Genomic DNA, 22,219 nt, shown 5'->3' with positions numbered 1-22,219 from the left:
TCATGCCTGCGACAGGTCCACGGTCCTTCGACCCAGTGGTTGTCGGCAATCGCGAGACCGACGCCTGGGCCGCGTACTACCGCCACGAGTGGCGGAGTTTCCTCAGCGCCTCCGTCGGGATGGTCGCCGCCGCGTTCGGTATGTCACCCCACCGGACCCTGGCCGGAGCGTGGTACGTGCTGCGCGCCAACCAGTTATGGGCACCGTACCCCGACAACCAGCCGGACGCGGCCCGCGCGTACATGCGCCGCTTCTACGAACTCGTCGCCCAGGACGGCGAGTTGCCGCTCGACCCGGCACGGGCGGCGCGGCTGGAGGTCGAGTGGTGGCGCATCCATCGGGCGCAGCAGCACGACGAATCGGTCACGGCCGACCAACTGGAGGCCGCTCTGGTCGAGCTCTATTCCTACGCGTACGACGCCGATCCGGAGGCGGTCCGGCCCGCGGCTGCGCACCGTGTCGAGGCAATGGACCTGTCCGATCGGTGGGTCCGGGCAGGATGCGACCGCGATGACCCACTCCTCGCGGCAGAGCGGCGCGCGCTGGTCGCGTCGTACGCCGCTCTCCGCAAGGCCGTCGAGCGATCGCCGTTCAGGCGCGCCCACCCGTGATCGGACGACCCCGCTGCGCGACGCCCGGACCGCCGTACGGATAATCCGCCGCGCCCGGATCGCTGGCCTGGTTGAGCTTCTCGGTCTCCTCCGCGGTCAGGTGCAGGTCGGCCGCGGCCAGGTTGTCGTCGAGCTGCTCGATCGTCCGCGCGCCGAGGATCACCGAGGTGACGGCGGGCCGGTCGACCAGCCAGGCGAGGGCGACCTGCGCCATCGAGTTGCCACGAGCGGTCGCGATGTCGCGAACCGCGTCGACCACGTCGCGGACGCGCTGGTTGGTGCTGCGCCGGCGCCACGACTCGACACCGCGGTCCGGGTTCTCGCCGAGGCGGGTCGCGCCGGTCGGCTCCTCGTCGAACGAGTACTTCCCGGTCAGCCAGCCACCGCCGAGCGGCGACCACGGCAGCAGACCGAGCCCGTTCTCCTGCGCGGCCGGGACGATCTCCCACTCGATCTCCCGCACCAGCAGGTTGTACTGCGGCTGCAGCGTGACGAGTCGCGACCAGCCCCGGCGGTCGATCAGGTCGCAGGCCTTCTGCAGCTGCCACCCGGTGAAGTTGGACAGACCGGCGTACCCGATCTTTCCCGCGCGTACGGCGTCCTCGAGGAAGCCGAGGGTCTCGTCGAGCGGGGTGACCGGGTCCCAGGCGTGCAACTGGTACAGGTCGATGTGGTCGACGCCGAGCCGGTTCAGGGAGGCGTCGAGAGCGCGGCGCAGGTGCCGGCGGGAGGTGCCTACGTCGTTCGGGGTGTCGCCGGTCGGGAACCGGCCCTTGGTGGCGACCACCACGTCGTCCCGGGCGCTGCTCTTCGCCAGCCAGCTGCCGACGATCTCCTCCGAGACACCGCCGGTGTAGACGTCCGCGGTGTCGATGAAGTTGCCGCCGGCGGCGACGTACCGGTCCAGCTGCGCGTGCGCGCCGGCCTCGTCGGTCTCATTGCCGAACGTCATGGTGCCGAGCGCGTGGGTCGAGACGATCGCTCCACTGGCGCCCAGAGTGCGGTATTCCACAGTTGCTCCTCATTTGTCCGGACTTGCTGCGACCCACCTTAGAACTGTCGGGAGTGGGGACTACGGTGACTGTCCATGAACACAAGTGAACTGCTGATCGACGCGTACAGCCGGATCCAGGAGGAAGTGCACGCGGTCGTCGACGGGCTCGATGAGAAGACTCTCGCGACCCGGCCGGGCGACACGGCGAACTCGATCGCCTGGCTGGTCTGGCACCTGACCCGGATCCAGGACGACCACCTGGCCGGCGTCGGTGGATACGAGCAGGTCCTGACCGCGGACGGGTGGCACGAGCGCCTCGGGCTGCCGTTCGATCCCGCCGACACCGGCTACGGGCACACCTCCGAGCAGGTCGGGCAGGTGCAACTGTCGGCCGAGCTGCTGGCCGGGTACTACGACGCCGTGCACGCGCGGACGCTGGAGTTCCTGCGGCTCGTCACCGACGACGATCTCGACAAGATCGTCGACCGGAACTGGACGCCGCCGGTGACGATGGGCGTGCGGCTGGTGAGCGTGATCGGCGACGACCTGGAGCACATCGGTCAGGCGGCGTACGTCCGGGGGCTGCTCAGCTGAGCGTGGTCTCCCACAACGTCGTACCGGCGATGAGATAGACCTTGTGATCCTGGGTGACCGCCGCATCGGTCACCAGGCCCTGCGGACCGGTCGACTCCTGGACCGTCCAGCTGCCGCCGGTCCCGGTGACCACCTTCACCTTGTTGTCCTGAGCAACGATCTGGACGATCTTGTCGCCGTCGACGATCGGCGGTGGCAGCTTGTCCTTGTCGCCGACCGGGATCGACGGCACACCCTGGAGCCGCTGTGCCGTGCCGTCGGCGCCGAGCCGCCAGATCGCCAGCTTCCCGTCCACGTAGCCGGAGATCACGCAGTCCTTGCTGCAGGTCGCGGTGTTGGCCTGACTGCGGTTGCCGGGATCCGGCAGGACGATCCGGGTCCAGCCCTGGTTCAGGTCGGTCGATCGCCAGACCGCGGCCTCCTGCGCGACCACGTTCGGCGCGAGCCGCACCTGGGAGCCGACGAACACGACGCTCTTGCCGAGCGTCGTCCCGAAGCCCGGCCCGACGAGGAGGGACGGCGTACTCTGCAGGGCGGTCTTCGCCGAGCTCAGCCGGTTCCACTTGGCGTCGCCCTGCGGCAGCCAGACGGTCGCGTCGTTGCCGGTCTCGACCCCGCCCCAGGATCCGAGCAGGGCCCGGCCGCCGGAGGAGGTGATGACGGCCGAGAACAGATCGCCCGCGTCCTGCCCGCCGAAGGTCCAGAACACCTGCGGGCGCTCGATCAGGCCACCGGCGACCGAGCCTGTCCACACGGTCCAGCGGGTGTTCGAATGCGCACCACCCGATGCGCCGCCCAGTGCGAGGAGTTGCTTCCCGTCGTACGCGATCGAGTACCAGACCGCTTCGTAGGCGTACGGGCTCGCCGGGTTCGGCTTGATCGCGATCGGGGTCTGTTTCCCCTGGTCGAGCAGGACGAGACCCGGGACGACCTTGGCGCCGCGATTCCGCAGGCCGATCAGCAGCTGGTCGCCGTACGCCCGGAGCGCGACCGGCTCCGCGCCGACGTCGACCTTCGACCAGGCCACCGCGGGCGCTGCCGGTGGTTGCTTCTTCTCCCCGCTGCACGCGGCGAGGACTGCCATCAGCGCGATGGCCGCGACCAGGCGACGCATCAGCGGTTCTGGGGAAGCTTGGTGGTGGACTTGCGGCCGGTCCGCGGCGCGGACGGCGGGGGCACGACCGGGCCTATGTCGCCGTCAGGCGCGACGTCCAGGTCGATGATCACCGGCGCGTGGTCGCTCGGACCGGTGCCCTTGCGCGCCTTGCGATCGATCCACGCTGCCTTCACCCGGTCGGCGACCGGATCGGTCGCGAGCATCAGGTCGATCCGCATGCCGAGGTCCTGGTGGAACATGCCGGCGCGGTAGTCCCAATAGCTGAAGACGCGGTTGTCCGGCCAGCGATCGCGGACGACATCGTGCAGGTCTTTGGCGCTCATCAGGTCCGTCAGAGCCTGTCGCTCCGGTGGCGTCACGTGGGTCTGCCCGACGTACGCCGCTGGGTCGAAGACATCGGCGTCGGTCGGGGCGATGTTCATGTCACCACAGACGATCTGGTCGGCGGGACCGGCGGCGATCACGTCGCGGAGAGCAGCCAGCCAGGCGAGCTTGTAGTGGTAGTGATCGGAGTCCGGAGTACGCCCGTTCGGCACGTAGAGCGAGTGGATCCGGATGCCACCACAGGTCGCCGCGACCGCACGGGCCTCGGGATCGGGGAAGCCCGGCGCACCGGCGACGCCGGTCACCACATCCTCCAGGCCGACCTTGGAGAGCAGGGCCACGCCGTTCCACTGCACCTCGCCGTACAGCGCCGTCTCGTAGCCCCGGCCGGCCAACTCGTCACCGAGCAACGCGGTGAAGGCGTCGTTCGCCAGCTTCGTCTCCTGCAGGCACACCACATCCGGTTGCCGTTCGTCCAGCCACCCCAGTAACCGGGGCAACCGCTGCTTGACCGAGTTCACGTTCCAGGTAGCCACTCGCACCCGGCCAACGGTAGACCTCAGGGCGGACCATTTCAGCCCGTTAGTTGCGCGGTTGGAAACATATCACTTGAGGTGTATATACGCTTGCTGTAATACTTCTGGCCATGGACGTCTTCGAGGCGATCGCCGAGCCGAGCCGGCGAGAACTGCTGGACCTGCTGTCCGAACGCGAGCGGCCGGCCGGTGAGTTGGTCGCGCACCTGCACAAGCTCACCCAGCCTGCGGTCTCCAGGCATCTGCGGATCCTCCGCGAGGTCGGACTGGTCGAGGTCCGGCCGGACGGCCAGCGCCGGATCTACGCGCTGCGCGCCGACCGCCTGATCGAGATCGAGAACTGGATCAGCCGCTACCGCAGGTACTGGCCGCGGCACCTCGACGCCCTCGAGAACCACTTGACCCAAAACCAGAAGGAGCCCACCGAATGACCACGCAGGACCACTACGGCGACCTGATCATCGACGGCGACCGCGCCACGATGACGTTCCGGCGTCATCTGCCACATCCGATCGACGCTGTGTGGGCCGCGCTCACCGACCCGCTCGAGCGCAAGGCCTGGTTCGGCGAGACCGTGATCGACGGCCGCACCGGGGGCACCATCGAGATGATGCCGGACGAGCCGCCGGCCGCGCCCGACGCCAAGCGCCTCACCGGGCGCATCCTCGTCTGGGACCCGCCGCATGTGTTCGAGCACGAGTGGCACCAGCGCATCGTCGAGGACAGCGTCGTGCGGTACGAACTGTCGGTGGACGGCGACGGGACCCTGCTGACCTTCACCCACACCGGGCTGTCCGTCACCAACGCGCGTGGCTTCATCCCTGGGACGCACGCCTTCTTCGATCGGCTCGACGCGCAGCTGGCCGGGGCCGTGTTGCCCAACTGGTCGGACCGGTACGCCGAGGTGGCGGCGGCGTACCCGGCTTGGTCCTGAGCTCCTTTTGGCGGGCATCATACGGCGCTTGCTTGGGTGGAGGCTGCCGTCATCCACAGGCGGGGGTTGTGACGCCCGGTAGTTATCCACCGACGGAAAGTTGATCCGTTCAGCGCGGCGAAATCGCGGCACTCTCTTGGGCAGGAGCTCTTGGCAGAGGCTCTTGGGCAGGAGCCCTTGGCAGGAGCTCTTGGCAGGAGAGAGGGGAACGGATGGCTGAACTGGACTGCGAGCCGGCTGACCGGACCGCACTGGTCGCCTACCTGCGCGACATCGGGAACCACGAACTACTGACTCTGGAGGAGGTGAGCGAGCTTTCGTACTGGATCGAGGCCGGGCTGCTCGCGGCGGAGCGGCTGGCCGGCGAGCGCGGCCGGCACGATCCAGCCGACCTGCAGCAGGTGGTCGCGCTCGGCAAGCAGTCGTGGCGGCGGATGATCGAGTGCAACCTGCGGCTGGTGGTGTCTCTGGCCCGGCGGTACACCGGGAAAGGCATCTCGCTGCTCGACCTGATTCAGGAAGGGAACATCGGGCTGATGCGGGCGGTCGAGCGGTTCGACCACCGCCTCGGCCACCGCTTCTCGACGTACGCGATCTGGTGGATCCGCCAGGCGATCGGCCGGGCGATCTCCGACCGCTCACGGCTGGTCCGGATGCCTGCCCAGGCGTATACCGACTCCGGCCGGCTGGCATCGGTCCGGCACGAGCTCACGCAGACGCTCGGTCGCGATCCCACCACGCGGGAGCTCGCAACGGAGACCGGCCTGTCGGTGGCTCGGGTGGAACGCGCCCAGGCGTGGCGGATCCATCCGGAGACCCTCGATCTGGACGACTCCGAACCCGTGATCGACGACGAGTCCGTCGTCCTGCACGCCGGCCTGCGCCGGGACATCGCCTACCACCTGGAGTTCCTTGACGATCTGCATCAAGCCGTCCTCCATCACCGCTTTGGGCTGCGAGGCCATACCCCGAGCACCATCGAGGAGACCGCTACTCAACTCAGCCTTCCTCCGGACCGGATCCGCGTCCTCGAACGAGAAGCCCTCCGCCAGCTGCGCCGCCGAGCCCACCACCATCTCCGCGACTACGCCGCCTGAACGCCTTCGTAGACGTGGGCGGTGCGGGCTGGGTTGGTGGCGGCTGGGATGATGAGCAGGTGAGACTCAGGCGTAGTTCCTGGCCCCGTGAGCTGACCGAGGCGGTGTCCATCGCGTCCCGGCACTCACCCGTCGGCAAGGAAGACATCCTGGCCGCCGTCCGCCTGACCAACGGCACATGGGTCGCGGGCACCCGTGCGGCCGTCTACCTGCCGACCGACTCGCCGGAGTCCGTCCGTCGCGTCGGCTGGGAGAAGATCGAGCGGGCCGGCTGGGACTCCGACGCCTCGGTCCTGCATGTCTTCGAGACCACCGCCTTCGGTACGCCGCTACGCGCCACCGATCTCCCGGTCGACGACCCCGGCCGCTTCGGGCAACTGCTCCGCGAACGGGTCGACGCGAGCATCGTGATCCAGCGCCACGTCCCCCTCGTCGGCAAGCGCGGCGTACGCATCATCGGCCGCCGCAACCCGGCCACCACCGACGTCCCGGTCGCCTGGAACTTCGTTCTGGACAAGGGCTTGGAGCCGGACCAACCCGGCGTACTGGATGCCGCCGAAGCGGCCCTGAAGTCGGTCCGTGACGAGTTCGGAATCTGACCCAGAAGGCAAGCCCGGGCAGGCCGAATCCCGTTTTTGTAGTTCGGCCCCGTCCTGCTAACCTACTCAGGTCCTCGGGGTTTCGGGGACAGGTTCCATCCCGATCCCGCGTAGCTCAATTGGCAGAGCAGCCGGCTGTTAACCGGCAGGTTACTGGTTCGAGTCCAGTCGCGGGAGCAACCCACCAGCCGGCCTCCTCCAGGAGCCGGCTTCTTTCATGTCCGCTGTCAGGTTCCCGCTGTCAGGTCCGGGCACTCCGAGCACCCGCCCGGCGGCACGCCGTACGCATGCCACCACTCCTGCCGCAACCTCAGCCGCGGCAGGACCGGCGGGATCTACACCTCAGGAGTCAGCGTTATTTGCCCTTCTTGCGGTCGATGGCGCGCTGAATCCGGTCCTGCGGCTGACCGGTCAACTTGGCCAGCAGCGGCACCCGATACTTGTACGCCGCGATCGCGCCCACTACGAGGATGAGGAAAATGAACCAGCCCATCGGTGTTCCCTTCGTCGGACCTGCCTCCATCATGCCTGGTCCGCCCCACCCACCCCTCAGTCAAACCCCTGACGCACCCCTGGTTTCCCCACTCCCCCACACCCACCAGATACCATCTGCCGAGCACGGGGCGGTAGCTCAGCTGGTTAGAGCAGGGGACTCATAATCCCTGGGTCGCGGGTTCGAGTCCCGCCCGCCCTACTCCACAAACCGCAGGTCAGAGAACGTTCTGCACTTTGACCTGCGGCTCGGACGAAGGCGCATGCCATGGTTCGCGCCATGAACGCCATGCCACGGTCTGCGCATGGCAGCTCGATCTCCCAAGTCGAAGCGTCAGCAGGGCTGCATTCGCACCCTGCCCTCTGACTCCCTTCAGGTGAGGGCAAGACACCGACCCGGCTCCTCAATCAGGTCGACGTGACGCGCAATCCAAAGACCCGTGCGACGGTTGACCCGCTCATGGAGAAGTACTTCACGGTGCTCGACGTCGACACTCAAACGAGGCGCGGCTACCTGTCGAGGTACAACAGCCACATCAAGCCCGCTGATCGGCTCAACGCAACTTGTGCGGCTCGACGTCGAGACACTCGACACCTCCTACTCCGAGCTGCGCCGGTGCCGCATCCACTGCTGAGGCCGCAAGAAGGACATCGAGCACCGAACGACCCGGCCACACAACTGTGATGAGCACGAAGGCAACCGCTGCCCCCGCAACAGCCCACGCGGATGCCGGCGATGCCGCCGGATGTGCAAACCGCACGTATGCAAGGGCCTCGCCGACTCAACCGTCCGGCAGATCCACTGGATCCTGAGCGGCGTCCTGGACCGTGCGGTCGTCTGGAAATGGATCTCTGTCAACTCACCCGAGCACGCGGACAAACCAGGGCTCCCGCCTCCGAATCCACAGCCACCGACCACCGACGAAGTCGGCCGACTGCTCACCGCGGCATGGGAGGAAGACGGGGACTGGGGATCGTTCCTGTCGACGAAGACCACCACAGGAATCCGCCGCGGAGAAATGTGAGCACTGCGCTGGAGCGACCGCGAACTGGGCGCCTGGGCCACTCCGGCGGCGGGACGACGACGCTACGCGTCTACACGGCATGGTGGTCAGAGGCAGACCAGCGCGCCGCCGGGACGACGCCAACTCGGGTGCCGCCCAGGCCAACGCCGGCCGAGTCGGCGGCCCGGAAGTCCCTGCTGCAGATAGCAACCGCCTTGGACGAGGACCTCCAACCATACGAACGGATCGCCGCAGACCTACGGGGCGCGATCGACTCCGGCAGCCTGTCCCCCGGCGATCCACGTCCGACCGAGAAGGCGTTAGCCGGCTGGTACGGCGTAGCGGCCCGCTAACGCGCACCGGGCCGTGGCGCTGCTGGTCTCAGCGGGACTCGTCACCTCGTCCCGCGGTAAGCGTGCGACTGTAGCCACAGGGGGCGAGCCAGAAGTTGCCTCGGTCACCGAACTCAGGTCGTCCAACTCACCGTAGCGATCGATCGTCGGAACACCGTAGGCCGGTCTTCGGTAGATGGTTTGTTTGCGGTGTCCCGTTAACGGGAGAAGTGCCAGCGGAGCTGTTCGTTGTCGGGGAGGACGATGACGGTGCCTGTGCGGGGCTTCCAGCCGTCGTGGAGAAGGAACATCCGGCCGCCAGAGCTGACGAAGAAGCGCAGACCGAGCTATGCCTGGACAGACCCTAGAGCTGATCCTTCGCTACGTGTCGAGGAAGTCCTATTCGCCTCCCAGGACCCATCGCAGGGCTGACAACTTGCCGTTGAGCATCCCCAAATCGAAATCGGTGTACGGACCGAGCTGCCCGGGTTCGGTGTAGGTCGCCTCTACCCGGCTCCGCCCGGGTCCCGCGATCGCGAGGAGGCGGTCGATCTCCGGACCGTCGCCCGCGGACTCGAGCCGATACTCGTGTTGCAGCGATCGGTGGTACCAGATGCGGTCGAAGAACCCCTGCTCCGAAGGCGCCGCAGCCAAAGCCACCCACGGCTGCCGAGGCGGCCCGGATCGCTGAACGTGCGTGGAACGAGGATTTGGCCTGGGGGATGCTCGTGTGGCTCGTAATGGTCACCGGCAGCCTGGCGAGCCGCATGCCGCGGCCTGGCCGACGTGACTAACGCGCGGCAGCAGGCCTCAGTCGTCACGGTTCCATGAACGAGGACCTGATCAGCCTTCGCCAGTGACTCAGCGATGTCTCGGCGAGGGTCTTGAATGCCCGCACCACATGTCGGGTCGTCTCGGCGTCGGCCCACGCGCCTTCGCTGTTCTGGCGACGGGCGTTCACCAGCACGGTGAGCTCGATGATCTGCTTGCCCGAAGCGGTGAACCGGACGTGCGGATCGTCGGCCAGGTTGCCCTCGAAAGCCCGCGGTGGTACGTATGACGCAGCTCCCTTCCAGTTGATCTGGTGCTATGGGGTTCGACTCAGCAGGCCGAGGCCAACCTTGGACCTGCTTCGGCCGAGATCGCGGATGCACTCGACATCGAGATCGGCCTACGCCGCCCTTCACCGGCAAGGCTGACAACTTTCTGGCCGGGGCGTGCATCGAAGTTGGTAGGTCCACCTTGGGAGGGGTCGCGATGTCCCGGTTGCGCACTGTCACGCTCGCGCAAGTCTTGATCCTGGCGCTGGCCACTCTGGGCGTAGCCACCCCCGCCCACGCCGTCGACGAATGCCTGCACCCGCCGGTCCTCGGTGACATTCACACCCAGGGCGCGGTGCCCGACCTGCTGGCCGGCGACGGACAGGCAACGATGTTCATCGCCTACTCCGGGGACTGGTATCCGCCTGACTACTGCTCGGGGGTGACGGCCACCGTGCAGAAGACCGACGGGTCACTGCGCCGCGAGATCGCCTTCGACGGTCGCGACGGCACCGGCATGCCACCGGCGATCGCGATCACCGCGACCCTGCCGATCCCGCTCGTGAACGGCGCCGGGGACTGGGTCGTGGCCAAGGTGACGCACGGGGCCGAGTCGATGGCTGTGTCGGTGCCGTTCCGGATCCGTCGCGGCACCACCGCGACGATCGAGCAGCCGGCGCGGGTGACCAGCCCGACCAAGACCACGGTCACCGGAGTGGTACGGAACTACACCTCCACCGGCAGCCTCGCGGTCAGCTCCGGCCGCACGGTGCAGCTGTACGGCGGCGGGGCGCAGAGCGGCCAGCTGCACTTGCTCGGATCGGGCAGGACGGACACCACCGGACGCTACCGGTTCCAGCTCCCGATCTCCGCACCCGTCCTGTTCAGGGTCGCGGTGGTCCAGAGCGCCAGCTACGGCTCGGCCGGGTCGGGCACCGTGACCGCGCGGGTGCTCGCGAGCCTTTCGCCGCTGATCGCTTCGACACGCGGCTACATCGGGGTGTGGTGGCGCGTCAGCGCCAAGGCCTTCCCGACGACGGTGTTCACCAACCTGCAGCGGTGGGACGGCGCGTCGTGGACCTGGACGCAGTCCTTCGGCAGCCCGGCCGCCGATGGCACGTTCACGCGCTGGTGGAAGCCAGATACCGCCGGCACCTACCGGCTGCGGATCGAGCTCGCCGGAACCGGCCCGGACAACCTGCCGATCGATCGTGAGGTCAGCCCGGTCACGGTCACCGCCCGGCCGGCGACCATCACCGGGTCCGCCGCCCCGACCAACGCGACGGTCATCCGGCCGGGTACGAAGATGTCGACGTACGGCCACCTGACGGCGATGTACACGACGGGTGCCACCGGCCCGTTCGCCGGTCAGCAGGTCGTCGTGCAGACACGGCCGCACGGCCAGACCTCGGTCCCGTACAGCACGGTCGCCACAGCGACGACGACCGGCACCGGGTACTACTACACGAACTGGTTCGCGCGATCCGACGTGGACGTGCGGGTCGCGTTCATCTCGCCGTATCAGTCCGTCGGCTCGGCCTTCCGCTGGCTGCGGGTGGTGGACGTCAGGTAGGGCGCAGCAGCGGGACACGGACGACGAAGCGGGCACCGCCACCTGGGCGGTCCCCGGCCGAGACGGTGCCGCCGACCCAGCGGACGTGCCGGTCCACGTTCGCCGGCCCGAGACACACCGCCTGGATGCCGTGGGAATACATCGAGCGCGTGGACATCATCGGGCGGACGGCAATCTCGCTGTCGTCGCCTGGAGCAAGCACGCTCACCTATTCCCCAAGTCCGGCGAGGCAGGTCTGGGCGCGTTCTATCTGCCCAGACTAGGAGCAGTCGCGATCTTCCCCATTGGGCCGCCGCGCGCCAAGCGGCACGAAATCGCCCGCGCCCTACACATGTATGGACAAAATCGCTACTAACCGCCTACTAGTGGTCTGTGTTTGAAGTGGTCTGACGGTTGGCTTTCCTGAGGATCTGGTCGGCGGTCTTGGTCCAGACGAAGGGGTGGCAGCGGTCGTTCCAGCCGTCGATGAAGGCGCGGATCTTGGTGTTGAGGTCGCGCACAGAGCGGAAGGTGCCGCGGCGGATGGCTTGTCGTTCGATGATGCCGAACCAGACCTCGACCAGGTTGAGCCACGATCCGGACGTCGGGGTGAAGTGCACCTGGATACGCGGGTTGGCTGCCAGCCAGGCCTTGATCTCGGGGCGCTTGTGGGCGGCGTAGTTGTCCATCACCAGGTGGAGTTCGGTGCCATCGCCGTCGTCGGGGTAGGTCTTGGCGACCTGCTTGAGGAAGGCCAGGAACTCCTGGTGGCGGTGCCGGGGCTTGACTGCTGCGGTCACCGTGCCGGTGGCGATCTCCAGGGCCGCGAACAGTGTGGTTGTGCCGTGCCGGACGTAGTCATGGGTGCGCCGCTCGGCCAGCCCGGGTTGCATCGGCAGCGTCGGCTGGGTCCGGTCCAACGCCTGGACCTGCGACTTCTCGTCCACACACAAGACGATCGCGTTCTCCGGCGGCGCCAGATACAACCCGACCACATCGGTGACCTTGGCGACCAGTTCGGGATCGGTGGAGAACTTGAACGTCTCCACCCGCCACGGCTGCACCCCGTAGTCGCGCCAGGCCTTGGCCACCGTGCCGTTACTCACCCCCAGCCGAGCGGCCATCAGCCGGCTCGACCAGTGCGTCACCCCCAGCCGCCGCGGTGGCGGCTTCAGGGTCTCCGCCACGATCTTGCGATGGTCGACCACCCGCGGCCGACCCGACCGCGGCTCATCATCCAACCCCGCCAGCCCCCGCTCGGCGTACCGCTCCCGCCAACCGATCACCGTCGGCCGCGAAACCCCCACCCGCTCCGCGATCGCCGTATTCGCCTCACCGTCGGCCGCCAGCAGCACGATCCGCGCCCGCTGCGCCAGGCCCGCCCGACCCGACGACGACCGAGCCATCCGCAACAACCGCTCCCGATCACCGTCACGAAGAGCCAGCGCAGCAGCAGGTCGATTCGCCATACCCCATCCTGACGCACACCAACTGTAAATCAACTAACTACACGCGAAACTAGACGCATGGAACGAGGTCCGACGGTGACATGGCGGCTGCAGGCGGCCCCGCCAGTCAAGGCTCCGAACGCGGCATGACCTAGTGTCGTCTGGGCGACGAAGGATCCAATTCAGCCCGAGTCGTTATGATCCTGAAGCGCGAGGAGGTCTTCGGGGCGCCACTCCGCCCGGACCGATGAGATCGGCGTCATGTTCTCGCCGGGGATCGTGTCTGTCGCTCGCCCGAGCGTGCTGCGGCAGACCTAGCTCGCGCCGGCCGGAAGGGCGAAGGGGGCGGGCCAGGAGGGCGCGAGCGAGGTGCACCAGTTCGCGGCTGCCAGGTTGAGTATCGAGCCCGTGGACGGCACGACGAACCTCGCGGTAGCAACGGCCGCTCCGATGTCGAGGCGAGGTACTCCTGGTCGGCTGTGGCTGACGTCCACGCGGAGCTTTTCAGCGGTCTCAGCGCTTCGGCAGCAAATCCGCGTGCTGCCGGCGTCGGCTCCTCGTCCGCCGGAGTCGGACACGCGCGCCGTCTCGTCCGCAGGATGGGTCCGCAGATCAACTACCGCTACGACATCGATTGGTACCTGTGCATGACAAGCACGTCCACCGCCAGAGTGTTCACCATCGACCACGATCTCGATCTGATCGTCAGGGGGGAGATCTCCCTGAGCGCCGAGGGTCGCGAGATCGTCGACCGTACCTGGACCGAGAAGGCCAGAGACAATCCCACCTTTCACAACGGTGAACTGCTGTCCCTGTCGGGATTGCGTTCCACTGAGGGACGCTGGGTCGGCGACCTACGCTGCACCACCTTCGCCCACTACCTGGCCAACCGCGAACAGGATCTCCCGGCGGCCGACACCTGCTGCCCGGTTGCGGTCAACGTGCTGCCCATCACCAGCGACGGACGTGCGCTCCTCGCTGATGTCGGGAAGACCTCGTCGAGCGCGGGCAAGGTGAAGTTCATCGGTGGCGGCGCAACGCCGGCCGACGTCGTGGACGGAGTCCTCGACGTCCAGGGCGTCATGCGCAGGGAACTGGACGAGGAGTTCCCCGGACTCAACGAGTACTGGTCGACGGCGCCGCGCCTCGAGGCACTCCTCGTCGGCGGCAACCGTCGGCAAGTGGTGCTGTTGTTCGTCGGTCGTCTCCGGATCTCAGAGGCTGAAGCACGCACCCTCTACTTAGGAAGCGCCGACCCGGACCAGGAGCTGAGCGGCGTCCTCGCAGTGGTTCTCGGAACGGCCGGGCTGCATGTGTTCAACCGTCGCGAGGGTCGCCGGTCACTCGACTACGTCGTTCCGGCGTTGATGGCCCAGGTGCGCGCCGACCGGGACGGTGGGCTGGCCGAGGCGCGGCGCTTCCTGGACGGTTCCGATCAGTGAGCCCGAGGAACTGTCGCCTGCCGCCCCCTCACATTCCTTCGCCCGTCCCCCGCTCAACTGGCGCGTCTCGAACGCGACAAGCACCTGAGGGACAACAGCACGCAGCCCTTTCCGCAGCGTACCTACATCGGTTGGCGCCTCCCGCCGGTGCCGACTCGATGCCACCCGCAGTCGCCGCCTTGGCGGCTCTCTTCCGGCATCATTCGCAACTCGGGCTGTTGTACGGCGTCCAACTCGGCCTGGCCCGCTCGAGTAAGCTCTCGCAGATCACTGTCGTGCGCCGGTCGGAGACCGAACACACGACAGCGATCGAGGGCCGGCTCGCCGTCCCCACATCACCGGGCGAGGTGTGCGAGACACCGTCCGAAACCCTGGCGGGCCTGGTGATCGACCACCTCGTCTGCGACAGCCAGTCGCTGACCGTCCTCGAAGAACAGTTCCACACCCTCTACGGCGAAGCGACCCGCGGGACCTGCCCGCCGACCGCGCCCATCGAGACGCCGCGTTCGCCCATTACCGGCGCGCACCTACGAGGGTCTGATCGCCAGTCCTCTGCCGCTCGTAGACGGGTCGGCCGAACCGAACTGGAGCTCCCCGGCATTCGTCAGTCGAGCGCGTTCAGGCGCCACTGCTCGGCGTCGAGCCGTCGCTTGATCGCGGCGACCTGGCGGGCGGTCTGGTTGAAGGCACGCTGCAGCCGCGACGCCTGTTTGCGGGCCTCCCTGAGGCTTTGCCGGGTTCCTTCGAGCTGGTCGTTCAGGCGAACCAGATCGGCCTCGAGGTCTCCGATCCGGTGCTGGTGCGCGTCCAGTGTCCGTTCGGCCTCGTCATGCTCGGCCAGCGCCTGTGTGTAGTCGGTCTCCGCCTGCGCGTGGCGTTGCTTCTGGTCGCGTAGACGCTGATCGAGTGTGCGATCGATCGCCGCGTGGCGGGACGGCTTGATGTTTTGCTTGCGTGTACGAGGCGGGGCGGCACGGCGTACGACGCGCGGCCTGATGGGGGCGAGCCGGACCGGGTCGCCATTCTCGTCGACCACGCCGAATCCGATGTGCCGAAGGGCGCTTGTCAGCTGTCCGGAGCGGAGGAGTTGCGCGGCCGCGGGGTCGACGAGTGCGGCTTCGAGGGTTTCGGTGAGTCGTTCCGTGGTTTGGGCTGTAAGGCGGCGTCCGCCGGCGGCCTGGTCGCGCGCGACACGGACGAGGTTGCGGACCAGGTCGTGGCGTTGTCGGGTGAGTTCGCGCCGTCGGGTGCTGTCGGACGACAGGTAGGTCTCGCGCAGCTGTTCGCCGAGTTGGGTCAAGGCGTGGATGCCGTCGGGATCGGTGCGGACGAGTTGGTTGGCGAGCCAGACGGACACCGTCGGCTTGCGGAGGACCGCTACCGCAGTGGCGGTTTGCTGGTCTCCGGCGTCGCGGGCCGCCTTGGCGAGCTGGTTCCGGGCGCCGATGAACTGTTCGGGTATCAACCCGTACAGCTCGACAATCGCGGCGTCGGTCTCCATTTGTCCACCATGCGTTGGGCGCGCCGTCGTCGGCAACGCACATCGCGTGGCCTAGCCGGGCTAGGCCTTCGGGTCCAGCGGCCGCAGATTGGCGGCCGCGAACCACCCCTCGACAGATTCCGGTCGGCGCAGGTCAGGCACGTAGACGACCCGCGCCTGCCACTCCCCCGACGAGGTACGGCGCCAATCGAGGATCAAGCCAGGCCACGGACCTCGCTCGCGAGCCGTCCGCATCACCCAGCAATGCCGGCGCCGGCTATCCGGCGGCGGCTCCCGCGGGTAGCGGCGATTCGTCCCCATTCCTTCAGACTAGAACACCAGTTCGAGTAATCGCCAACGGCCCTAGCTGTCACCCTGGCGGGCGATGCGGTGCTCGCCCACCCCTGGATGCTCGTCGGCGAGTGGCAGGCACCATGGACCACATGCATGCGACTGTGAGAAACACGCAGCCGGGGCAGGCACCCACACTATTTTTGATGGTTGGCCTTCCCGGGTCCGGGAAGACCCTTCGAGCGGGGGAGCTGGCGGCGGAGCGCGGAGCCCTGCAGCTCACCGCCGACGACTGGGCGCTCACCCTCTTCGGCCAAGAAGACCGTCACCAGGAGCCCGGCGGCAAGCGGTGGCTGCTGGAGGGCCGCCTCGTCGCACTGGCCATCGACGCCCTGCGCCTGCGGCTCAGCGTCGTTCTTGACTTCGGTCTGTGGTCGCGTGATGAGCGCTGCGCCCTGCGCTGGATGGCCGCTTCGGTGGGAGCGTCCTGTGAGATCGTGTACCTGCCTGTGGAACGCGAGGTGCAATGGAGTCGGATTCAGAACCGCTGGAAACACACGCCAGAGCAGACATTTCCTATGGCCGAGGCGGAGCTCGACCCCTGGAGAGAGCAGTTCGAGGTCCCCGACGCAGACGAGCTCTCCGGTTCGTTTCTGCCCTCTCCGCCGCCCGGGGATGAGAGCTGGTTTGACTGGGCACAGCGATTTTGGCCATCCCTCGCTCAGAGCTTGAACGGGCGACTCTCCGAGAGATGACGGTCCACGGCGTGTGCGCCACGTAGGCGAGCGGGGCCTTCCAGGTAGTCGCGCGGGAAGATATCACCGCGGATCGCGAGCCACCCCGGTGCCGGATGTTGCCGCGACGAGCGATCCCATTCCGGACGGGGACGGCCGCCCACGGGCCGGTCCGCGTACTGGGGCACGCTGGCCGGACCAGGGCTCAGTTGGGGCTCTCGATTTTCTCAAGCTACGCGTTCCTGGCAAGGGCACCCACGACGACCACGTCACCATCGGAGACCGGGGCAGCCTATTCGATCTCTGCGCAAACCAGTCGCCAGGGCCACGAGCCCCTCCTAGGGTGCAGAGGTGGCTCTACGACTGGAAGCAGTGGTCTTCGACGTGGCCGACGCGACCGCGGTGGCGGCCTTCTGGGCCGGGCTGCTCGACCGAGAGGTCCTCACCGAGCCCGACGGCGCGTTGGTACCAGGTGACAACACGCAGGTCGGGCTCCGCTTCGTCACCTCCGACACCTTGCAGGTTGGCCCGCGACAGCTGCATCTGCACCTGACCAGCACCAGCCTTGAACACCAGCAGCGAACCGTCGAGACAGCGCTGCGCCTGGGCGGCCGCCACATTGACGTGGGCCAAGGACCCGACGACAAGTTCGTCGTACTGGCCGACCCTGGCGGCAACGAGCTGTGTGTGATCGAGCCGGGCAACAACTATCTGGCCGGCACCGGCTACCTCGGCGAGGTCACCTGTGACGGAACACGAGACGTCGGCCTATTCTGGCGCGACGCGCTGGGCTGGCCGCTGGTGCTGGACAAGAACGAGCAGACCGCGGTCCAGTCGCCGCTCGGCGGCACCAAGATCTCATGGGACTCATGGGGCGGACCGCCGATCCGACCCAAGAACGCAAGGAACCGGCAGCGCTTCGACCTGGTCACCGCGGACCCCATCAGCGAGGCGGAACGACTGGTCTCACTCGGTGCGACCCGTCTTGCCGACCGGGCTGACCGCGTCGAAATGGCCGACCCAAACAGCACCGAATTCAGCCTTCACACAGCCTGAGTCTCAAGCCACCGGCGCGGACGATCGCGACGCGGCTAGTTGACTAAACCCTGTCTCTCAGCGGTAGGCATGCCCGTCGGCTGCGCGTGCTGGTGGTCGCAGGCGCATTCGCGTCGATGCTGTTCAGCGCCAACCTCGCCACACCGCTGTATGCGGACTACAGCACGCGGTTCGGCTTCTCCACCGCCGTGCTGGCGTTGATCTTCGCGGTCTACGCGCTGGTGCTGATCCCGTCCCTCCTGCTGTTCGGACAAGTCTCCGGCCAATGGGGCAGGCGCAGGGTGATCACCATGGGGCTCGCGATCTCATTCCTGGCGCTGGCCCTGTTCGCGGTCGCTCTCGGCACCGGATGGCTGTTCGCGGCACGTGCCACACAGGGCCTGGGCCAAGGGATGATGAGCGGCGCCGCGACGGCCGGCTTGGTCGAGCTCGTTGCGGACCAGGACCCACGCCAGGCAGCGCTGTTGGCCACACTGGCCCAGTCCGGCGGCTCGGCGGCCGGCGTACTGGTCTCCGGACTGCTGGCGCAGTGGGCACCCGCACCACACATCCTCCCGTTCGTCGCCGGAATGATGCCCTGTGCAACCGCCGCCGTACTCGTTCGCGCCGTACCCGAAACCGGCCCGAGAACCCGCAACGGCTGGCGAATCCGGTGGCCGAGTGTGCCTCGTGACACCCGCGCCGACTTCCTCCGGGTAGGACTCACAGCGGCAGCGGCATGGGCAGTCGCCGCCGGGCTGTTCCTCTCGAACATTCCGTCGTACGCCGGCAAGCTCGTACTGCACACCCACAACGTGGCATTGCTCGCGCTGATCACCTCGATCATGCTCGGCTCGCCCTGCGTCACCCAGCTACACATCCGCCACGGAACGCCACCGCGCCAAGCCCAGGCCGGCGGGTTGTTGTTGCTGGCAACCGGACTGCTCACGCTCGTCCTTACCGCTCCCCTGCACGCACCAGCACTACTGATCCTCGGTGCGCTACTGGCCAGGGCCGGGCACGGCCTCGCGCTCCTCGCCGCGCAAGACGACCTCACCCGGATCGCGCCCGCCCAGACGCGTGCCGAGGTCGGGACCGACCGGTCGCTGGCGATGCTCAGGCGAGTGGTTCGAGCCGGAAGGTCCCGCTGTCCTCGATCAGCAGGACTCCTTCGCCCTTCCCCAAAGGCGGTATCGCTCGACCGGTCAGTCCCAGCACAGCAGCCTCGTTCGTCGGGCTATGCCCGACCACGAGGGCCCTGCCGCCCTCCGGAAGCGCGTCCACCACCTGCCGCAACGCCGTACCCAGCAGCAACGACTCCCGCTCGACCAGATCCGGATCGACATCACGGACAGCCTCGACATCCGCACCCTTGCCCGCAGCCTTGACGGCGTCGCGCCACCGGTCCTCGACCAAGGACCGCAGGCCGATCGCCTCCACGATCGGTACGCCGTCCTGATCGGCCGCGGCCCGCAGGATCTTCAACATCTCGGTGCAACGAACCGCTCCGGTCGAGACGAACGCCGCATACGGCGGCCGCAGCAGGCCACCGATCGCCTCGGCCTCCGCCACGCCCCTCGGCGTCAGGCGATCACCATCGTTCTCCGTGTGGCGGCGCAACTCGACGTACCGCATACCTTCAGTCTGCCCGCGTACGCCAGCGCTCGACATCATGTTCTGGTGGGACGCGCTCGCCGCCACTTCACTCGTCCTCGACCCCGCGACGACCTCGTCTGCCACCAGCTGCGGACCGTGTCCGTCGTCCTCCACGGCTCCTCAACGGCGGCCGGCAGCCGGAGGCCCGGCCGGCGCGTCCTCCGCTCTCACCACCACAAGCGCTGTCGGTACTCACGGCTACAGTCGCTCGAGCATGGTGATCTTGATCGGAGCAGAGAAGGGGCGTGGACGTGACGACGAACGTAGAGGGCTTCGATCGGCTGGTCGAACCGTTCCGTTCGGAGTTGCTGGCGTACTGCTACCGGATGCTCGGCACGGTTCACGACGCTGAGGACTTGGTGCAGGACACGTACCTGAGGGCATGGCGTGCGCGGGAGCAGTACGACGAGTCCCGTAGTTCCCTACGGACCTGGCTCTACCGGATCGCGACGAACGCCTGCCTGACCGCGTTGAAGGGCCATGGCCGTCGGCCATTGCCGTCGGGGTTGGTGGCCGAGTCGGAACCGCTCGCGCCGCTGGTCCTGGGAGACAACGTGCCCTGGCTTCAGCCGTTGCCTGACTCCTTGCTGACCGGCGGTGATCCGGCCGGGGCCGTGATCGACCGCGGCAGTCTGCGTCTGGCGTTCGCCGCCGCCCTGCAGCACCTGTCGGCGCGTCAGCGCGGTGCGCTGATCCTGCGTGACGTGCTCAGCTTCTCCGCGGCCGAGGCGGCGGAGATCCTCGGCACCACCGTCGTGTCGGTGAACAGTTCCCTACAGCGGGCCCGTACCCGGCTGAAGGAGATCGGGATCCAGCGGGAAAATGTCAGCGAGCCACCCGAGGCCGAGCAGCGAGCCTGGGTCGAGCGTTACATGAAAGCATTCATGAACGCAGACATCGAGGGGCTCAAGCGGCTGCTCACCGAGGACGTGCTCATGGAGATGCCGCCGATGCTCAACTGGTTCACCGGCCCCGCCAACTACGGCCTGTTCATGGAATGGGTCTTCGCGAAGGCCGGAACGGACTGGCAGCTGAAGATCGTCGCCGCCAACGGCCAGCCCGGTTTCGCCGCATACCAGCGCGTCGGTGGCGGTTACGAGCTGCACACGCTCCAGATCTTCACGGTCACCGCCGCCGGCATCAGCCGGAATTCGGTGTTCCAAGATTCCGAGGTCTTCGCAACCTTCGGCCTGGCGGCCAGACTCGACGACTAGGGACTGTCAACGTCGGGCGTCGGCGCCCGCCTGGAGTGTGGCTGAGCTTGTGGGCCGGCACGGGCGCCGGCAGGCGCCACGGGAACCGTCGATCAGTACGCCTCACCAACTTTTCTGTGCGGACGCGATGAGTTCCGGGCCTGCCGACGGTATGTATTCCCGAGTTCGCCGGAATACCCCGAGCGAACCGCTCACAAGGGAGAACCCGATGTCACACAGTCGTCCGGCAGACGAGGCCGCCATCCAGGCCGTACTGGTTGACTCCTACAAGGCATGGGAGGCTGGCGACGCCGCCGGCATGGTCGCGAACTACGCCACGGACGCGACCGCCATCATGACCGGCTCGCTCCGCGACAGCCGAGACGTAATCCGCGAGAACATGGCTCTGGCCTTCGCGGGGCCACTCAAGGGCAGCTCGACCTCCAACAAGCAGCTCAGCCTCCGCTTCGTCGGCAGGGACGCGGCGATCGTCATCAGCGAATCCGGCATCCTGTTCCCCGGCCAGACCGAGGTTCCGGACACCGGCAAGGTGAACGCGACCTGGGTTTTCGAGAAGCGCGACGGCCAGTGGCTGATCGCCGCCTACCACAACAGCCCGGTACTGGCGCCTGGGCAATGACCCCTTCCCTGTAAGAGAGCTCGCCGCCACCGGCGCCCGGATCAGAGTGCCGGTGGCGGCGACGTGCCTGGTCCTGAAGCTCCTCCGCCAGCACTACGACGCTTGGCCGTAGCTCGCCAGTGACGCGGCGCCGGTCTGGACAACGGAGGCGCACCGCAGGCGGACGAGCAAATCCGTCGGCCCGAACAGCTTCTCGCCGGCGCCGACGAGAATGTCATCAACCGGCAGGCAGAGACGGTTGCCAGCAGCACCGAGATTCCACCGCGACGTGCTGCCACGTTGTACTCGCGGACGTTGCCGTGGCACGCCATGATCAACAGCTGCCCGCAAGAGGATCCACCACCGGACAGACGGGCAAACCGTTCCCGCTGGGATGCCTCAGTTGGCGAGCGGCCTCGCAACGAACGCCGAGCTCGGCCTGCCATACGTTAAGACCGACCGCGTCTGATTCCGGCGCTGCCACCCAGAACCATCACGGAAGGATCAACGCCTAGATGTCCGTGGACGAAGCACAGTTCTACCCCGACCTCGACGCTGACGAGCGAACCACCCTCAGCCAGTTTCTTGATCAGTATCGCCATCGGGCGCTCACCCGATTCGGGAGGCTGACGGACGAGCAGGCGCGAACCAAGTCCCTGCCGGCAACCGATCTGACACCAGGTGCTGTGGTGAAGCATCTCGCGCACATGGAGGACCACTGGTTCATCGCGCGTGTCGGCGGCGGAGATCTGCCCGAGCCCTGGGCGTCCGCGCCGTTCGACACGCAGCCGGAGTGGGACTTCGAGTCCGCGGCCGACGACACCGTCGGGGAGATCGTCGAGCTCTACCGTGCCGCGTGCTCGCGCAGCCGCCGCGTCGCAAGTCAACTTCCTAGCCTCGACACGACCGCGCCCCGGCCATCATTCGGCAAGGGTCCCGTGACGCTTCGCTGGGTGATGGTGCACATGCTGGAAGAGACCGCATGCCATGTCGGCCATTTGGACCTCCTAACCGATCCGCTATCCGCACCCAGCGCCCGATAGGCGTTCCCCAACTGGACACGACCCGCCGGACGAGCGCGAGATGTCCTTGACC

General features: G+C 67.5%; 25 protein-coding genes, 2 tRNA genes and 1 pseudogene. 17 read left to right on the top strand and 11 right to left on the bottom strand.

Translation table 11 applies throughout. The features are described 5' to 3' along the window. Window positions 1–2: 2 nt before the first annotated feature. Entirely contained in the window at window positions 3–611 is a 609-nt protein-coding gene (locus AB0I34_RS33970; RefSeq protein WP_360453046.1) for a hypothetical protein, read from the top strand. Here the strand turns inward: AB0I34_RS33970 and AB0I34_RS33965 are convergent. Then, a complete protein-coding gene (locus AB0I34_RS33965) occupies window positions 592–1,623 on the bottom strand; it encodes an aldo/keto reductase (RefSeq protein WP_360453044.1) in 1,032 nt (343 codons plus the stop codon). The two genes, AB0I34_RS33970 and AB0I34_RS33965, sit on opposite strands and share 20 nt — an antisense overlap. Before the next feature lie 75 nt (window positions 1,624–1,698). On the opposite strand from AB0I34_RS33965, the gene AB0I34_RS33960 reads away from it, so the two are divergent. Then, on the top strand, window positions 1,699–2,199 hold the full coding sequence (locus AB0I34_RS33960; protein ID WP_360453042.1) for a DUF664 domain-containing protein: 501 nt from the start codon (window positions 1,699–1,701) through the stop codon (window positions 2,197–2,199). Here AB0I34_RS33960 and AB0I34_RS33955 read toward each other — a convergent pair. Next, window positions 2,192–3,313 carry a hypothetical protein gene (locus AB0I34_RS33955; protein ID WP_360453040.1) on the bottom strand — a complete coding sequence of 374 codons (1,122 nt, stop codon included), beginning with the start codon at window positions 3,311–3,313 and terminating at the stop codon, window positions 2,192–2,194. The two genes, AB0I34_RS33960 and AB0I34_RS33955, sit on opposite strands and share 8 nt — an antisense overlap. Next, window positions 3,313–4,176 carry an exodeoxyribonuclease III gene (locus AB0I34_RS33950; protein ID WP_360453177.1) on the bottom strand — a complete coding sequence of 288 codons (864 nt, stop codon included), beginning with the start codon at window positions 4,174–4,176 and terminating at the stop codon, window positions 3,313–3,315. Before AB0I34_RS33950 ends, AB0I34_RS33955 begins: the two co-directional genes overlap by 1 nt. A 110-nt stretch (window positions 4,177–4,286) precedes the next feature. Here AB0I34_RS33950 and AB0I34_RS33945 point away from each other — a divergent pair, with 110 nt between their 5' ends. From AB0I34_RS33945 to AB0I34_RS33925, 5 genes are all read left to right on the top strand, one after another. Beyond that, window positions 4,287–4,607, top strand: coding sequence for a metalloregulator ArsR/SmtB family transcription factor (locus tag AB0I34_RS33945; RefSeq protein ID WP_360453038.1), 321 nt, complete (start codon window positions 4,287–4,289; stop codon window positions 4,605–4,607). Further along, the gene (locus AB0I34_RS33940; protein ID WP_360453036.1) at window positions 4,604–5,110 is read left to right on the top strand and encodes an SRPBCC family protein; all 507 of its coding nucleotides are present in this window, start codon (window positions 4,604–4,606) and stop codon (window positions 5,108–5,110) included. The genes AB0I34_RS33945 and AB0I34_RS33940 overlap by 4 nt, the downstream gene beginning before the upstream one ends. 212 nt (window positions 5,111–5,322) lie before the next feature. Further along, a complete protein-coding gene (locus tag AB0I34_RS33935; RefSeq protein ID WP_360453034.1) occupies window positions 5,323–6,207 on the top strand; it encodes a sigma-70 family RNA polymerase sigma factor in 885 nt (294 codons plus the stop codon). 59 nt (window positions 6,208–6,266) lie between these two features. After that, on the top strand, window positions 6,267–6,806 hold the full coding sequence (locus AB0I34_RS33930; RefSeq protein WP_360453032.1) for a hypothetical protein: 540 nt from the start codon (window positions 6,267–6,269) through the stop codon (window positions 6,804–6,806). A 104-nt stretch (window positions 6,807–6,910) separates the two neighbouring features. Further along, window positions 6,911–6,983 (top strand) — tRNA-Asn (locus tag AB0I34_RS33925). 178 nt (window positions 6,984–7,161) lie between these two features. On the opposite strand, the gene AB0I34_RS33920 is transcribed toward AB0I34_RS33925, so the two are convergent. Next, window positions 7,162–7,299, bottom strand: coding sequence for a hypothetical protein (locus AB0I34_RS33920; RefSeq protein WP_360453030.1), 138 nt, complete (start codon window positions 7,297–7,299; stop codon window positions 7,162–7,164). Between the two features lie 127 nt (window positions 7,300–7,426). Between AB0I34_RS33920 and AB0I34_RS33915 the strand changes: the two genes are divergently transcribed. Further along, window positions 7,427–7,500, top strand: a tRNA-Ile gene (locus AB0I34_RS33915). 951 nt (window positions 7,501–8,451) lie between these two features. Continuing rightward, a complete protein-coding gene (locus AB0I34_RS33910) occupies window positions 8,452–8,655 on the top strand; it encodes a GntR family transcriptional regulator (protein ID WP_360453028.1) in 204 nt (67 codons plus the stop codon). A gap of 378 nt (window positions 8,656–9,033) precedes the next feature. On the opposite strand, the gene AB0I34_RS33905 is transcribed toward AB0I34_RS33910, so the two are convergent. Beyond that, window positions 9,034–9,294, bottom strand: a complete 261-nt coding sequence (locus AB0I34_RS33905) for a hypothetical protein (protein ID WP_360453026.1) — start codon at window positions 9,292–9,294, stop codon at window positions 9,034–9,036. A 157-nt stretch (window positions 9,295–9,451) separates the two neighbouring features. Beyond that, the gene (locus tag AB0I34_RS33900; RefSeq protein ID WP_360453174.1) at window positions 9,452–9,661 is read right to left on the bottom strand and encodes a single-stranded DNA-binding protein; all 210 of its coding nucleotides are present in this window, start codon (window positions 9,659–9,661) and stop codon (window positions 9,452–9,454) included. A 230-nt stretch (window positions 9,662–9,891) separates the two neighbouring features. On the opposite strand from AB0I34_RS33900, the gene AB0I34_RS33895 reads away from it, so the two are divergent. Further along, window positions 9,892–11,247 (top strand): hypothetical protein, encoded by a 1,356-nt coding sequence (locus AB0I34_RS33895; protein WP_360453025.1) that lies wholly within the window; start codon window positions 9,892–9,894, stop codon window positions 11,245–11,247. On the opposite strand, the gene AB0I34_RS33890 is transcribed toward AB0I34_RS33895, so the two are convergent. Both AB0I34_RS33890 and AB0I34_RS33885 read right to left on the bottom strand, forming a co-directional pair. Continuing rightward, window positions 11,240–11,455 carry a hypothetical protein gene (locus AB0I34_RS33890; protein WP_360453023.1) on the bottom strand — a complete coding sequence of 72 codons (216 nt, stop codon included), beginning with the start codon at window positions 11,453–11,455 and terminating at the stop codon, window positions 11,240–11,242. The genes AB0I34_RS33895 and AB0I34_RS33890 overlap by 8 nt on opposite strands. A 154-nt stretch (window positions 11,456–11,609) precedes the next feature. Continuing rightward, window positions 11,610–12,632, bottom strand: coding sequence for an IS630 family transposase (locus tag AB0I34_RS33885; protein WP_360453172.1), 1,023 nt, complete (start codon window positions 12,630–12,632; stop codon window positions 11,610–11,612). A 641-nt stretch (window positions 12,633–13,273) separates the two neighbouring features. Here AB0I34_RS33885 and AB0I34_RS33880 point away from each other — a divergent pair. Continuing rightward, a complete protein-coding gene (locus tag AB0I34_RS33880; RefSeq protein WP_360453021.1) occupies window positions 13,274–14,116 on the top strand; it encodes a hypothetical protein in 843 nt (280 codons plus the stop codon). A gap of 604 nt (window positions 14,117–14,720) precedes the next feature. Here the strand turns inward: AB0I34_RS33880 and AB0I34_RS33875 are convergent. Both AB0I34_RS33875 and AB0I34_RS33870 read right to left on the bottom strand, forming a co-directional pair. Then, window positions 14,721–15,617 carry a hypothetical protein gene (locus AB0I34_RS33875; RefSeq protein WP_360453019.1) on the bottom strand — a complete coding sequence of 299 codons (897 nt, stop codon included), beginning with the start codon at window positions 15,615–15,617 and terminating at the stop codon, window positions 14,721–14,723. 60 nt (window positions 15,618–15,677) lie between these two features. Further along, the gene (locus tag AB0I34_RS33870) at window positions 15,678–15,917 is read right to left on the bottom strand and encodes a hypothetical protein (RefSeq protein WP_360453017.1); all 240 of its coding nucleotides are present in this window, start codon (window positions 15,915–15,917) and stop codon (window positions 15,678–15,680) included. 122 nt (window positions 15,918–16,039) lie between these two features. Here AB0I34_RS33870 and AB0I34_RS33865 point away from each other — a divergent pair, with 122 nt between their 5' ends. From AB0I34_RS33865 to AB0I34_RS33855, 3 genes and pseudogenes are all read left to right on the top strand, one after another. Continuing rightward, entirely contained in the window at window positions 16,040–16,642 is a 603-nt protein-coding gene (locus AB0I34_RS33865; RefSeq protein WP_360453015.1) for an ATP-binding protein, read from the top strand. 330 nt (window positions 16,643–16,972) lie between these two features. Next, a complete protein-coding gene (locus tag AB0I34_RS33860) occupies window positions 16,973–17,677 on the top strand; it encodes a VOC family protein (protein WP_360453013.1) in 705 nt (234 codons plus the stop codon). 116 nt (window positions 17,678–17,793) lie between these two features. Further along, window positions 17,794–18,735, top strand: a pseudogene (locus tag AB0I34_RS33855) (MFS transporter); the annotation flags it as partial. A gap of 37 nt (window positions 18,736–18,772) precedes the next feature. On the opposite strand, the gene AB0I34_RS33850 reads toward AB0I34_RS33855, so the two are convergent. Then, entirely contained in the window at window positions 18,773–19,291 is a 519-nt protein-coding gene (locus AB0I34_RS33850) for a hypothetical protein (protein ID WP_360453180.1), read from the bottom strand. A 272-nt stretch (window positions 19,292–19,563) separates the two neighbouring features. Here AB0I34_RS33850 and AB0I34_RS33845 point away from each other — a divergent pair, with 272 nt between their 5' ends. The 3 genes from AB0I34_RS33845 to AB0I34_RS33835 all read left to right on the top strand — a co-directional run bounded on the left by AB0I34_RS33845 (window position 19,564) and on the right by AB0I34_RS33835 (window position 22,167). Then, complete coding sequence (locus AB0I34_RS33845) at window positions 19,564–20,526, top strand: sigma-70 family RNA polymerase sigma factor (RefSeq protein WP_360453011.1); 963 nt, start codon at window positions 19,564–19,566, stop codon at window positions 20,524–20,526. A 208-nt stretch (window positions 20,527–20,734) separates the two neighbouring features. Then, window positions 20,735–21,145 (top strand): SgcJ/EcaC family oxidoreductase, encoded by a 411-nt coding sequence (locus AB0I34_RS33840; RefSeq protein WP_360453009.1) that lies wholly within the window; start codon window positions 20,735–20,737, stop codon window positions 21,143–21,145. A 494-nt stretch (window positions 21,146–21,639) separates the two neighbouring features. Next, window positions 21,640–22,167, top strand: coding sequence for a DinB family protein (locus tag AB0I34_RS33835; protein WP_360453007.1), 528 nt, complete (start codon window positions 21,640–21,642; stop codon window positions 22,165–22,167). Window positions 22,168–22,219 lie beyond the last annotated feature (52 nt).

Source organism: Kribbella sp. NPDC050281 (assembly GCF_040655855.1).
Taxonomy (GTDB): domain Bacteria; phylum Actinomycetota; class Actinomycetes; order Propionibacteriales; family Kribbellaceae; genus Kribbella.
Note: the sequence above shows the minus strand (reverse complement) of the source record. Positions and strands in the feature narration are given on the sequence as shown.